The 12,503-nt window shown below is 60.2% G+C and carries 11 protein-coding genes; 9 read left to right on the forward strand and 2 right to left on the reverse strand.

Annotation, left to right across the window (positions count from 1 at the left end; all coding sequences use genetic code 11):
- The first annotated feature begins 232 nt into the window (after positions 1 to 232).
- From HQL56_05890 to HQL56_05920, 7 genes are all read left to right on the forward strand, one after another.
- Positions 233 to 1,534 carry a HAMP domain-containing histidine kinase gene (locus tag HQL56_05890; protein MBF0309037.1) on the forward strand — a complete coding sequence of 434 codons (1,302 nt, stop codon included), beginning with the start codon at positions 233 to 235 and terminating at the stop codon, positions 1,532 to 1,534.
- A gap of 412 nt (positions 1,535 to 1,946) precedes the next feature.
- Positions 1,947 to 2,192, forward strand: a complete 246-nt coding sequence (locus HQL56_05895; GenBank protein ID MBF0309038.1) for a hypothetical protein — start codon at positions 1,947 to 1,949, stop codon at positions 2,190 to 2,192.
- A complete protein-coding gene (locus HQL56_05900) occupies positions 2,189 to 2,590 on the forward strand; it encodes a type II toxin-antitoxin system VapC family toxin (GenBank protein ID MBF0309039.1) in 402 nt (133 codons plus the stop codon). Before HQL56_05895 ends, HQL56_05900 begins: the two co-directional genes overlap by 4 nt.
- A gap of 222 nt (positions 2,591 to 2,812) precedes the next feature.
- Positions 2,813 to 4,597 carry a sulfate permease gene (gene sulP, locus HQL56_05905; protein MBF0309040.1) on the forward strand — a complete coding sequence of 595 codons (1,785 nt, stop codon included), beginning with the start codon at positions 2,813 to 2,815 and terminating at the stop codon, positions 4,595 to 4,597.
- A gap of 1 nt (position 4,598) precedes the next feature.
- Positions 4,599 to 5,054 (forward strand): universal stress protein, encoded by a 456-nt coding sequence (locus tag HQL56_05910; GenBank protein ID MBF0309041.1) that lies wholly within the window; start codon positions 4,599 to 4,601, stop codon positions 5,052 to 5,054.
- Between the two features lie 290 nt (positions 5,055 to 5,344).
- Positions 5,345 to 6,982 carry a tetratricopeptide repeat protein gene (locus HQL56_05915; protein MBF0309042.1) on the forward strand — a complete coding sequence of 546 codons (1,638 nt, stop codon included), beginning with the start codon at positions 5,345 to 5,347 and terminating at the stop codon, positions 6,980 to 6,982.
- 51 nt (positions 6,983 to 7,033) lie between these two features.
- Entirely contained in the window at positions 7,034 to 7,519 is a 486-nt protein-coding gene (locus tag HQL56_05920) for a tetratricopeptide repeat protein (protein ID MBF0309043.1), read from the forward strand.
- Between the two features lie 89 nt (positions 7,520 to 7,608).
- Here HQL56_05920 and HQL56_05925 read toward each other — a convergent pair whose 3' ends face one another.
- Both HQL56_05925 and HQL56_05930 read right to left on the reverse strand, forming a co-directional pair.
- Positions 7,609 to 8,157 carry a hypothetical protein gene (locus tag HQL56_05925; GenBank protein ID MBF0309044.1) on the reverse strand — a complete coding sequence of 183 codons (549 nt, stop codon included), beginning with the start codon at positions 8,155 to 8,157 and terminating at the stop codon, positions 7,609 to 7,611.
- A 198-nt stretch (positions 8,158 to 8,355) separates the two neighbouring features.
- On the reverse strand, positions 8,356 to 8,541 hold the full coding sequence (locus HQL56_05930) for a hypothetical protein (protein ID MBF0309045.1): 186 nt from the start codon (positions 8,539 to 8,541) through the stop codon (positions 8,356 to 8,358).
- Positions 8,542 to 9,231: 690 nt separating this feature from the next.
- On the opposite strand from HQL56_05930, the gene HQL56_05935 reads away from it, so the two are divergent.
- Both HQL56_05935 and HQL56_05940 read left to right on the forward strand, forming a co-directional pair.
- Positions 9,232 to 11,955, forward strand: a complete 2,724-nt coding sequence (locus HQL56_05935; GenBank protein MBF0309046.1) for a tetratricopeptide repeat protein — start codon at positions 9,232 to 9,234, stop codon at positions 11,953 to 11,955.
- 71 nt (positions 11,956 to 12,026) lie between these two features.
- Positions 12,027 to 12,317 carry a DUF1640 domain-containing protein gene (locus tag HQL56_05940; GenBank protein ID MBF0309047.1) on the forward strand — a complete coding sequence of 97 codons (291 nt, stop codon included), beginning with the start codon at positions 12,027 to 12,029 and terminating at the stop codon, positions 12,315 to 12,317.
- Positions 12,318 to 12,503: the final 186 nt, after the last annotated feature.

Consider the following 12,503-nt stretch of genomic DNA (forward strand, 5'->3'; position numbering starts at 1 on the left):
CGGCTTTGGTGCTGGCGTCGGGGTCAAAGATGGGGAGGATGAGGCCCTCCCCTTGCCCCCTCCCGCCGGGTCGAAGCATTCACGGCGTGCCGTGCGGGATCGGGGTTGGGTATGCTTCTTTTGGGCTTCGACCCGGCAAAGGATACAGGACTAAAGGAAAAGTCCCGAGGGGGCAGCGGAGCTCCCCCTCGGGCTCCCCCAACCCTCTTTGCAACTTTAAAGAATAGACGGCATGGCTCACGGGCACTACCTTTCCCTTCGCTCCCGCGTCGCAGTCGCCTTCGCCCTCTTCGGCGTGGGCGTCAGCCTGCTCATGGCCGCCGACCTCTACCTCGCCGCCCGCCAATTCGGCCGCCAACTCGTGGAACAAACCCTCAAAGCCGAACTGGAAGACTACCAAAGCCGCAAACACCGCAACCCCCTCTCCCTGCCCCCCAGCACCGCAACCCTGCTCGGCTTCGTCGACCCCGCCCCGGACGGCGCACCCGCCTTCCCCCCGCAATGGCATCCCCTCCCACCCGGCTACCACGACCTGGAATACAGCAACGCCCCCTATCGCGCCATGGTCGCCATTCAAGACAACATGCGCTACGTCATGCTCTTCGACCTGACCCGCCTGCGACAACGCGAAGCCAGCTACCTGGTCTTCCTGGGCGCCGGCGTGCTGGTCATGACCATGCTTTCCGCCGTGGGCGGCATGTGGCTCGCCAGCCGGGTCATCGAACCCGTGAGCGCCCTGGTGCGCCGCGTCAAAGGCCTCGGCCCCCACGCCCCGTTCCCCGTCCTGGCCCAAGGACTGCCCCCCGACGAAGTCGGCGAACTGGCCGCCGCCTTCGACGGCTACCTGCAACGACTCCGGGAGTTCATCGAACGCGAACAAGCCTTCACCGCCGATGTCAGCCACGAACTGCGTACCCCGCTGGCCGTCATTCGCGGCGCCGTGGAACTCCTCCGCGAAGGCGCCGGGTTCGCCGAAGGCCGCGATCGGGAACGCCTGGAACGGGTGGAACGCGCCGCCCAGGATATGACCGGCTTGACCGAAGCCCTGCTGCTGCTTTCCCGCGAGCTGGATCCGCGTCAGCCCATGCCCGACAGTTGCTCCGTGGCGGAAGTCCTCAACGATGTGGTCGACAAACATCGCCATCTGCTGCGTAACAAATCCACTCAGGTGGAGTTGGAAATGGGGGCCGAGCCCCGCCTGCAAACCAAAGCGGCGTTGTTGTTCGTGGTGCTTGGCAACCTGGTGCGCAACGCCCTGGCGCATACCCCGGAAGGATGGGTGCGCATTCGGCTGGAAACCGATCGGGTGGTGATCCGGGATACCGGCATCGGCATGCCCGAAGAGGTGTTGAGACAGTTGTTCCACGGACGTTTTCAAGGTCCGGAGCGGCGGGGGGAGGGAATCGGCCTGGCGCTGGTGAAACGTATTTGCGACCGCCACGGCTGGCGCATCGACCTCAACAGCCGGGAAGGCGAAGGCACGGAAGTGACGTTGTTCTTCGAGCCCCGCCCCCTAAAATCCGTCAAGGAGTAAACAGGGTTGGGGGAGCCCGAGGGGGAGCTCCGCTGCCCCCTCGGGACGTTGACTTTAATCCTTTGCCCTTTGTTTTTGCCGGGTCGAAGCCCGAAAGAAGAATAGAAGACTCTGAATCCGCGCCGGATTTTGTGAAAGCTTCGACCCGGCGGGAGGGGGCGAGGGGAGGGCCTCATCCTCCCCCTCTTTTTTGAACGCGCCGCGATTGACCAAGCCCCGCCGGATGGGCCGGCCCCATGCTTTTTCAACGCGGGATGTGGCAAGACCCGGTGGCTCTTGTAATGAAGCGAATGAACCCGGCGGGGACCCTCCGAACAAGTCGATTCGAAATAGTTCTGGAATTTCCTTCCGGCAATGTGGATGATGGTTCCCGAACAGTATCTGTTTCAAAGCTATCTTCCGGAGATGACTGATGCAGGCCATACGCCATCTTTTCGAACATGCACCTGCGACGATTCCGGTTCCGGAAGGATGGCGGGAAAAACCACTGGAGGTCATCTTGCTGAGGCACGATTCTCCCCTGACCGCTGGCGTCCCGGCGGCGGAATTATCCCGTGAGTGGCCCTCCGACTATTTCGAAAGCACTTTCGCTTCCATTCCCGACTTTCCGGAACGGGAGTTTCAAGGGGTCGGGGAGAATCGGGAGCCTATGGAGTGAGCTTTCTGCTGGACACAAACGTATGCATTCGTTATCTGTCGGGGCGTTCTCCATCTGTTTTGCACCGGTTGCGAAGCATGCGTCCGGAGGTCGTCCGGGTGTGCAGCGTGGTCAAGTCGGAGATGTTTTATGGAGCCATGAAGTCTCAGGATCCAATGGGTAATTTGCATCGCCAGGAGGTCTTTTTTTCGCCTTTTCGTTCGCTGCCCTTCGATGATGCTGCGGCTCGGATATTCGGCAGAATTCGTGCCGAACTCGTGCGCCAGGGGGTGCCTATCGGTCCTTACGATCTACAAATCGCCGCCATCGCTTTGGCTAATAGTTGTACCTTGGTCACCCATAATACTGCTGAGTTTTCCCGTGTTTCGGGTTTGTTGTTGGAGGATTGGGAAGAATAGTAACCATATATTAATATAAAAAAGAATAATTAAACGTCAAAGGATAGAACATTTTCTTTTTTTGATATTTAAAAGACAACATATTGAAAGTCAACATCTTCCCGCAGATTTCCCTTCTTGACGTTTCCTTCACCTTGCCTTGACCCTGCCTTCACCATCGCGGATCCACAATGAGACCACGGTGTCACAGGAGCCGGATTTCTCATCGGTCGAAGGTGGTCCATGTCAGTTATAGCCTTGCCGGGTCGTCCCTTGCATTTGAGCCGTTTTCTGCCCTTTCTGCGCTGGTGGCCACGGGTAAACGGCTCCACCGTGCGCGCCGACGCCATTGCCGGACTGGTTGGCGCCATTCTGGTGCTGCCGCAGGGGGTGGCCTTCGCCATCATCGCCGGCATGCCGCCCGAATACGGCCTTTATGCCGGGATGATCCCCGCCGTGATCGCCGCCCTGTTCGGCTCCTCCTGGCATCTGGTCTCCGGTCCCACCACCGCCGCATCCATTCTGCTTTATGCGGTGTTAAGTTTGCACGCCTCTCCCGGCAGCTCCGAATATGTGCAACTCGCCATCACCCTCACCTTTCTGGTGGGCGTGATCGAGTTGGGCATGGGGCTGCTGCGCTTCGGTTCCCTGGTCAATTTCATTCCCCACGCGGTGGTGGTGGGCTTCACCGCGGGTGCGGCGCTGTTGATCCTCTCCAACCAGTTGCCCACCTTCCTGGGACTGGTCATGCCGCGCAGTGAAAACTTCGCCGCAACCATCCACGATGTGGTGGCCCATCTCGCGGAGTCCAACCTCTACGTGGTGCAGGTCAGTCTGCTGACCCTGACCGTGGGGGTGGCCATCAAACATTTCCGGCCCCGATGGCCCTACATGTTGATCGCCCTGGTGGTGGGTACGCTGTTCGCCGTGTTGTTGGAACGGCTGATGACCCCCCAGACCACGGGCATCGCTCTGGTGGGTTATGTTCGCGCCGGACTGCCGCCGTTGTCCGCGCCGGTGTTGAACCCGGCGGCGTTGCTGGATCTGCTGCCCGCCGCCTTGGCGGTGACGCTGCTGGCCCTGACCGAAGCGGTCTCCATCGCCCGCGCCGTGGCGGTGCGCAGCGGACAGAGCATCGACGGCAATCAGGAGTTCATCGGGCAGGGGTTGTCCAATCTGTTGGGCAGCTTCTTTTCCGCTTATGTGGCCACGGGCTCCTTCAATCGCACCGGGCTCAACGAAGCGGCCGGGGCCAAAACCCCGCTGGCGGCGGTTTTCGGCGGGATCATACTGTTGCTGCTGGCTCCCACGGTATTGCCGCTGGCGGCCTACATCCCCAAAGCGGTGATTGCCGCCATCCTCTTTCAGGTGGCCTGGGGGCTCATCGATTTTCATCACATCGGCCAGTTGCGCAAAAGCTATCCCCGTGAGGGCTTCATCCTGCTGGTGACTTTTCTGGCCACGCTGTTCATCGACATGGAAAAGGCCATTCTGGCGGGGGTGATGTTGTCGTTGATCTTTCATCTGCGGCGCACCTCCCAGCCGGAGCTGGTCAGTCTGGTTCCGGATCGCGGCGTGGCGCGGCGTTCCATGGTGCGGGCCGGGCAGCGGGAGGAGTGTCCGCAGCTCAAGGTGGCGCGGTTGGACGGCTCCCTCTACTTCGGCGCGGTGGCCCATGTGGAGGCGCAACTGGAGGAGGTGGCCCAGAAGCATCTGATCATCGTGGCCTCGGGGATCAATCTGGTGGACAGCGCGGGCTCGCATCTGCTGATCCAGGAGGCCAAACGGCGTCAGGCGGCGGGGGGCGATCTCTATCTGGTCGATGTCAAACGGGGTCCGGGGGAGAGTTTGCAGCGGGGGGGATTGTCCGAGGTGGTGCCGCAGGCGCATCTCTTTCCGGGGAAGGAGAGTGCGATTGCCAGTGTGTTTCCCCGGCTGGATGCCGCGATTTGCCGGAGCTGCAAGGTGAGGTTGTTTCGGGAGTGTCAGACGGTGGCAGGCGACGACACCGGGAAGGGGGAGAAGTGAGATGGCAGCGTATCGGCGGGTGTTGTGCGCGGTGCAACCGGACGGTCGGGGGGAGGGGGTGGTGCGTCGGGCCTTGCGCATGGCGCGATTGGAGGGGTGCGAGGTGGGAGTTGTGGTGGTGATGGATTTTCACACCGGGTTCGAGTCGGATCATATCCCGTTTCGCACTCCGGCGGAGATCAAGGCGGAGATGGTGCGCTATCTGGAGGGACGATTGCAGGGCATGCTGGAGAAACTGGGCTGTCGGGAGTGGGTGCGGGGTTGGGTGGTGGCGGGGGATCCGGAGCGGGAGGTGGGTCGTCAGGCGGGGGAGTGGGGGGCGGATCTGGTGGTGGTGGGGTCGCGGGAGAGTTATGCTTTGCAGCGGAGTTGGCGGGGGGATGTGTTGGTGGTGCAGCCGGAATCCGACCCGTGGAGAGGTTTGAAGATGGCTCTCTCCTTTCAATCCGTAAAGTAATAAAAAGGGTTGGGGGAGTCTGAGGGGGAGCTACGCTGCCCCCTCAGGACGTTTCCTTTAATCCCCTGCCTTTCAGTAACTATTCAGGCCCTGCACAGCGCCACAGGATCGTGTCAACGGCAAAAGGCCAAGTCCCAGGGCGCTGCCCTGGACCCGTCGGGGGGGATAATCCCCCCCGAACCCCCGTATTCTCTATGAAAATAACATACAAAATCAATCCTTGACTGATTTACCCCGAAGTTGCATGCTGACCGGTCCGCAACAGCATCAGGTAATGCAGGGGACGGAGCATGGCGGGAAAAAAGGGGTTGGTGTTGTTCCTTCACGACTTGGGCAAAGCCGGATTGGCCTTGTTGAAGCGGGTTTCGACGGAGAAGAGTCCCTCCGGTGTCCTGCGGGTGAAACAGGGTTGGTGGGGCGCATCGCTGCTTTTCCTGATGGCGGGGCAGATTGAGGGTGACCCGTTGAACACGCACTCTTCCGCTTCTTCCGGCGTGGCGCCGCCGACGCCGGACTTGCAGGGGGAACGATTGATCCGGCCGGGTGACTGCGATGCCGAGAAAGTCCGGGCCGCTGCCTTGCAGGCCTACAAAACCGCAGACATTCAAGCTGCGGCGGCTGTCCTGCGCTGCATACAAGACGATGGTCGTCACGATTTCGATCAGGCCCTGCATTCGTTGAACGCTTTGGTGGATCAGCCGGACCTGTCTTTGGAAGGGCTTCTGGCCATCGACGCCCTGTTGCCGGACTACCATCTGAACTTGAACGCCTTTTCGGCGAAGGTGAAAGGGGTTGTCACCCGGCGGCTGCGGGCCACCAAGGCCACCGACCCCGCCAGCCGGGCCCGGTTGGCCGATGTTCTCAAGCGTTATTCCACAAGCTTGAGCAACCTGGGTCGTTGGACGGAGGGGCTCGAATCTGCCGGGGAGGCTGTCGCAATCTTTCGGGAGTTGGCGCGTCAGCAGCCGGTGGATTTCCTCCCCGGACTTGCCGACAGCTTCAACACGCTGTCCAACCGCTTGAGTGAGGTGGGTCGTTCGTCCGAGGCACTCGCCCCCGCCGAGAACGCCCTCTACATCCGGCGCGAGTTGGTGCGGCAACAGCCGGCGGCATTTCGTCCCGACCTGGCTTTGAGCCTCAACACGCTGGCCAGCCGTTTGAGCCAGGCGGGACGTTCGTCGGAAGCCCTGTCGCCGATTTTGGAGGCTATCGACATCTATCGGGAGTTGGCGCTTCAGGATCCCGCCGCCTACCGTCCCGACCTGGCCATGAGTCTCGGTAATCTGGCCATTCTGTTGAGCGAGGTTGATCGTTCATCGGAGGCCCTCGCCCCTGCCGGGGAAGCCCTTGAGATCCGGCGCGAACTGGCGCGGCGGCACCCGGGGGCTTTCCGACCCGCCCTGGCCATGAGTCTCAACAATCTGTCCCCGATATTGAGCCGGGTTGGCCGTTCGGCAGAGTCCCTGGCCCTGGTCGAGGAGGCTCTCGAAATCCGGCGGGAGTTGGCGCGTCAGCAGCCGGCCGTTTTCCGGCTCGGTCTGGCCGACAGTCTGCACAATCTGGCTATTCGATTGGGCGAGTTTGGCCGTTCTTCGGAAGCTGTTGCCCGCGCTGCGGAAGCGGTGGGCATCTATCGGGAGTTGGCGGCTCAGCGGCAGCCGGGTTTCCGTCGCGACCTGGCCAGGAGCCTCGACACCCTGGCCAGCTGCCTGACCAAGGTTGGCCATGCCACGGAGGCCCTCACTCCTGCCGGAGAAGCCGTCGACATCTACCGGGAATTGACCAGGCAGCAGCCGGAGGAGTTCCGACCCGCGCTGGCCAGGAGTCTCGACAGTCTGGCCATTGGATTGAGCGGGGTTGGTCGTTCGGCAGAGGCGCTCGCTCCCGCCGGGGAAGCCGTCGACATCTATCGGGAGTTGGCGCGGTAGCGGCCGGAGGCGTTCCGTTCCGATCTGGCCGGGAGCCTCAGCAATCTGGCGGTGTTTTTCGGCCAGGTTGGTCGTGTGGCAGAGGCTCTTGCCGATGCCGGGGAAGCCGTCGATCTTTATCGGGAGTTGGTGGGGCAGCAGCCGGAAACTTTTCGTGACGACTTTGCGGGAAGCCTCAACAATCTGGCCAGTCTGTTGAGCGAGGTTGGCCGTTCAGCGGAGGCCCTCGCTGCTGCCGGGGAAGGCGTCGCCCTCTATCGGGAATTGGCGAAGCAGCAACCGGAAGCGTACCGTCCCGCCCTGGCCATGAGCCTCAACAATCTGGCGCTTCGATTGAGAGACGTCGACCGTTTGGCGGAGGCTTTCGAAGCCGCCAAGGAAGCCGTCGTCATTCGTCGGGAACTGGTCAAAAAACGTCCTGCGGTTTTTCAACCCAAGCTGAAACACAGCCTCGACACCCTGGCCACCATCCTGCGCCAACTCGGTAAAATCGGGGAAGCCGAGGCCATCGAGGCCGAGTTGGCCGGGCTGGGGTGATGGCGCGCGCTACGTCGACGCCGCCCAGGCCGTGTTCATCATCACCATCCTGAAGATGTTTCCCGCCCGGTAAACGGGGTTCGGCGGGTTCACACGTCCTGAAAAATCAACTTCAGCATCAGGGTCATGTCGTCGCTGGAGATGTGGCGATAGCGCAAGTTGTAACGCAGGTCCTTGAGGATGGGCTTGGTGCGGGTTGCCAGGCGGGCGAGAACGGCGGCGTCCTTGGGGTTCGGACTGGCGGAACGCACCCGGTTTAAACCTACCAGAACGGCCAGATACTCGTTCAGATAAAGCTCGTTTTCCGTCAGTGTCTGCCCTTGACGATAGCGGAAACAGATGGGACGCAGCTTGGTGATCCAGTAGATGAACTGGCCACCCACCTTGGCCGGTTCAGGATTCCGGCTGCCGTGAAAATGGCAGAAACGCTCCTTGTCCTTCTCCACCCGGATGGCAATATCCTCCAGAACATCTCCGGACAGATAATACAGACCATCTTCCGGACCACCCCGCCAGGTTTCCACGAAGATCGGCAGACTCTGGTAGGCCCGCAGAATTTTACGCACGCCCAAAATGATCTTGGCCTTGTCCGGGCTGAATTCCTTCCGGAAAGAATGGTCCGTCTGCGTTGCTTCCATGCCCGACTCCAGCTCTGTTCGATGCGAATCCGGTTATCTTCCCGTGCGCTTTCCAATCGGGAAGGAGGCATCTTATCCGATTTCACCCTTCGGGAAAAGTGGCGTCAGCCGCTTCGCGGTGTTCCGAAAGGGCAATCGAAGACAAAAAAAAGCCCGTCTGACGTTCCGACGGGCCTTTTCAGGACAGGGAAGCGAACTTCAGTCCGTCAGGGCTTCCTTGAGAATCTGGGCAGTCATCGACATGGCCTCTTCATAGGCCTCCAGATTCTCTTCGCAGGTATCCCCGCTGTTGGACATGGTGGTATAGAGGTACGGATGCCGTTCCTCGCGGATATTGGCTTCCACCACCTGTAAAACCTGCCTGACTTCTTCATCGGCAGTCATAGCGAAATCTCCCTCATGGTAAACTCCATCCTTTCGGCATCGGCCCGGACAACTCCCGCGTCCTGCCTCCAGCCATGACGATTCCCCGAATCCGCCGGGGGTTGCTGTGATAGATTATAACACCGATTAATCGGTGGGTAAAATAATTTACCGGAAAAAGGGCGATCCCGGTTGGCCTGCCGTCAAGAGAGCGATGGTGCGCTGCCTCTGATATTACGAACAGCATGAACCATGCCACTGATTTGACATAATATGCATGCGAAACGAAAAGGCCAGGGAAATTATGGTGAATACGCCGTTTTTTCGTCGGATTGATACCGATATCCGATGGGATTCCCACTGCTGAATCACCCATACCCTCCGGGCTGAGGCGAGACCGGGCCATGCCCAAAGACTTCTGCAACGTGAAAGAGGGCGCGTTGGCCAAATGAGGCAATTGCAGAACTCCCGCTGCCGGGTGGGAATCGACTCAGAATTACTTTGACTTTCAATATGTTATCCTTTAAGTATCAAAAAAAGGAAATGTTCTGTCCTTTGACGTTTCAATCAGTTAGCTCCTTCCGAGCCAATGCTTCGCGGTTTGGCGATGTGTTCGTATCATCAGGTAAAATTTCCCTTCTTGACCCGTAGAACCAGAAGTTGCATTCTAACCCGGTCCGCAACAGCATCAGGTAATGCAGGAGACGGGGCATGGCGGGAAAAAAGGGGTTGGTGTTGTTCATCCACGGCCTGGGTGGGGATGAGACCACCTGGGGGGATTTTCCGCGCCTGCTGCGGGAGGATGCCGGGGTTGCGGCGAGGTATGAGGTGCGAGTTTGGCAGTATCCCACCTCGTTGAATCCGGTTAAACACAATCCCCGCATTCAGAAGATTGCCGAGGGGTTGGGCACGGAACTGGGTTTGGTGGAAGCCTCCGAGATTGTATTGATCTGCCATAGCATGGGGGGGTTGGTGGCGCGGCAGATGCTTTTGGCCCGCAAGCTTGCCAAGGATCCTTTGCTCGCATCGCGCCTGTTGCTTTTCGCCACACCCAATAATGGTGCCGATCTGGCCAGGTACCTACAGATCTCCCCCCAAATCTCCCAGATGAACCCGGAGAGCGATTTCCTGGATATGCTCAACCAGGGCTGGGCCGACCAAAAAATGAATAAACAAGTCATCACCCGGTTTGTGGTGGCCGATGATGACAACGTTGTCGAAGAGCAGAGCGCACGGGGATTTTGGGGCAGCAAGCATGTTTTTCGAATACTTGGTAAGGGCCATATCGATGTGGTCAAGCCACGGAACCGCGAGGATCAGGCGTTCAAAATCGCCCGAAAATTTCTGCTCGATGGCCCGCCCCCGACACCACCGGGATTGCCTCTGGAGCCGCTTGGCCTGATCGAAGGCGCGACGGGGGTGCAGAAACTCAATCCCCGTGCGCGTAGCGTCAAGACGCTTGTCGGGCGGGAGGGGGATCTTGGCAAGATGCGGGCCTGGCTGGACTCGGACAAAGCCGTTGCCGTGCGGGCGCTGATCGGGGATGGCGGTCGGGGCAAGACGCGGCTGGCTGTGGAGTTGTGTCTGGAGTACCAGGAAAAGGGCTGGCACACCGGTTTTCTCTCAGGGGCCAAGATCCCGGCAACGTCCCGCTGGAGTCGGGACACCCTGGCGGTGATCGACTACGCCGCCAACCACGCTGCGGCCATTCGCCAGTGGCTGGAGGCCCTGGCCGAGGCGGCGGACCCGGCCAGCAAACTGCGTTTGCTGCTGCTGGAGCGCCACGGCGAGGAGGATGCCGGCTGGTGGCAGACGGTGCGCGGCGTCGGGGGCTGGGGCAATGCGGTGACCAAACTGCTCGACCCGGCCAAACCGGAGGAATTGCCCCCCCTGGATAAGCCAGCCGGGTTGGCCTTGCTGGAGCATGTCTCTCCGGGCATGGCATCCCCCGCCGCGCCGCTGGTGAAACAGGATTGGTGGGGCGAGCCGCTGTTCATCCTGATGGCGGGGCAGATTCAGGGCAACCCGTGGGCCATGAACCGGCTGGAGTTGGCTCAGGCCCTGGTGGACAAGGAAGAAAACCGCATTGTCAGCCGGAGCGATTCCGAAGCTCAGGCCATGCTGCTGCGCCATCTGGCGGCCTACACCACCCTGTGTGGCGGGTTGAACCGACCCGATCTGGAAGAGGTTTGTGAGCAGGAACTGAAAAAACGCAGGGCAAACGGCGATATCCCCACCCTGGCCGACAAACTGCACGCCCTCTTTCCCGCCGATTCCGGCGCCGCAGCCCTGCTGCCGGACCTGCTGGGGGAGTTGCTGATCCTGAAGAATCTGGGCAACGGGGATGCCCCCTCCGCCCAGGCCGCCGCCTTGCGGGCTTTCGACCGGGGTGGCCTCAAAGCCGTGACCGCCGCCCTCCGCTGCGTGCAGGACTATGGCCGTTACGGCTATGAACAGCCCCTGCACTGGCTGGACGCCCTGGTGGATCAACAAGACCTGCCTGTGGAACGCCTGCTGGCCATCACCGACGCCAAGCTGCTGCCGGACTACCACCTGGACCTGAACGCCTTCACCGCCAAGGTGGAAGGGGCCATCATCCAGCGGCTGCGGGACAGCAAGGCCACCGACCTTGCCAGCCGTGCCCAACTGGCCCGCTTTCTCAATAATTATTCGGTAAGACTGGGCCACCTGGGCCGTTCGGCAGAGGGCCTCAAGCCCGCCGAGGAAGCTGTCGAAATCTATCGTGAGTTGGAGAAGCAGTTTCTGGAAGTCTTTCGTCCCGAATTGGCCAAGAGTCTAAACACCTTGGCTAATCGCTTGAGGGATGTTGACAGTTATGAGCAGGCTATTATTCCATCATATGAAGCTGTTAAAATATATCGAGAGTTGTCTATGCAGCATTCAGATTATTTTAGTCAATATCTTGCTGGGAGCCTTGCCAATCTGGCCATATCTTTGAGCCAAGTTGGCCGCTCGGTAGAGGCCCTATCGAACACTCTGGAATCTGTCAACATTCGGCGAGAATTGGCAGAGCAGCACCCGAAACTCTATCTCCCATACTTTGCTATGAGTCTCAATAACTTAGCCAATATCTTGAGCGAGCTTGGCCAGCGTGAAGAGGCCCTCGCCCCCGCCTTGGAAGCCGTCGGAATCTATCGGGAGCTGGCGAGGCAGCAACCGGAAGCCTTTCGTCACTACCTTGCGGGTACCCTCAACAATCTGGCCAGGTATTTGAATGAAGATGGCCGTTCGGCAGAGGCCCTATCGCCCGCCCAGGAATCTGTTACCCTCTTTCGGGAACTCTTCAACAAACTTCCAGATGCTTTTCGGCGCAATTGGATAATCAGCCTCGGTGTCCTGGCCGACATCCTCCGCCAACTCGATAACATCAAAGAAGCCGAGGCCATCGAGGCCGAGTTGGCCGGGCTGGGGTGATGGCCCACGCTGCAGAGACACGTTGTCAACCGCCCCGCCCGTGTGGCCGCATGACGGTACAGGAGTGAGCCATGACGCCGCCCCGCTTCGATACCCTGAAATACGTCAAAACCCTCAAAGCCGCCGGTTTCGAGGAGAAGCAGGCCGAAGCCCTGGCCGAGGCGCAGACCAGTCTGCAAGAGCAGGTGGAGACCTTCCGTCAGAAAGAACGGACCACCAAAGGCGACCTCCAGGCGGCGGAAGCACGCTTGCAAACCCGTATCGCCGAAGCCAAAGCCGAAACCATCCAGTGGCTGTGCGGCGTCGCCGCCGCCCAGGCCGTGTTCATCCTCGCCATCCTGAAGATGTTTCCCGCCCGGTAGCGGGGGCGTTGCTGCTGCGGCATCGCCTTTGCGGCGCACTCTTCATTTCCGAATGCCATCCCCCCGTAGCCGGGAGGCGGGCAGGCTCCGTTTGCCGGGGGAGTTTCGGGTTGCGTCGCTGAGTATATGTTACTAGGGCGTGTTGACATTTAACAATTTTATCTTATCATATTCCCATTTATAGCA

Source organism: Magnetococcales bacterium (assembly GCA_015231925.1).
Taxonomy (GTDB): domain Bacteria; phylum Pseudomonadota; class Magnetococcia; order Magnetococcales; family JADGAQ01; genus JADGAQ01.

Bases quoted from the DNA above. Each gene is read 5' to 3' on its own strand.
- HQL56_05890 (MBF0309037.1), top strand. From the start codon at position 233: ATGGCTCACGGGCACTACCTTTCCCTTCGCTCCCGCGTCGCAGTCGCC.
- HQL56_05895 (MBF0309038.1), top strand. From the start codon at position 1,947: ATGCAGGCCATACGCCATCTTTTCGAACATGCACCTGCGACGATTCCG.
- sulP (MBF0309040.1), top strand. From the start codon at position 2,813: ATGTCAGTTATAGCCTTGCCGGGTCGTCCCTTGCATTTGAGCCGTTTT.
- HQL56_05910 (MBF0309041.1), top strand. From the start codon at position 4,599: ATGGCAGCGTATCGGCGGGTGTTGTGCGCGGTGCAACCGGACGGTCGG.
- HQL56_05915 (MBF0309042.1), top strand. From the start codon at position 5,345: ATGGCGGGAAAAAAGGGGTTGGTGTTGTTCCTTCACGACTTGGGCAAA.
- HQL56_05925 (MBF0309044.1), bottom strand. From the start codon at position 8,157: ATGGAAGCAACGCAGACGGACCATTCTTTCCGGAAGGAATTCAGCCCG.
- HQL56_05930 (MBF0309045.1), bottom strand. From the start codon at position 8,541: ATGACTGCCGATGAAGAAGTCAGGCAGGTTTTACAGGTGGTGGAAGCC.
- HQL56_05935 (MBF0309046.1), top strand. From the start codon at position 9,232: ATGGCGGGAAAAAAGGGGTTGGTGTTGTTCATCCACGGCCTGGGTGGG.
- HQL56_05940 (MBF0309047.1), top strand. From the start codon at position 12,027: ATGACGCCGCCCCGCTTCGATACCCTGAAATACGTCAAAACCCTCAAA.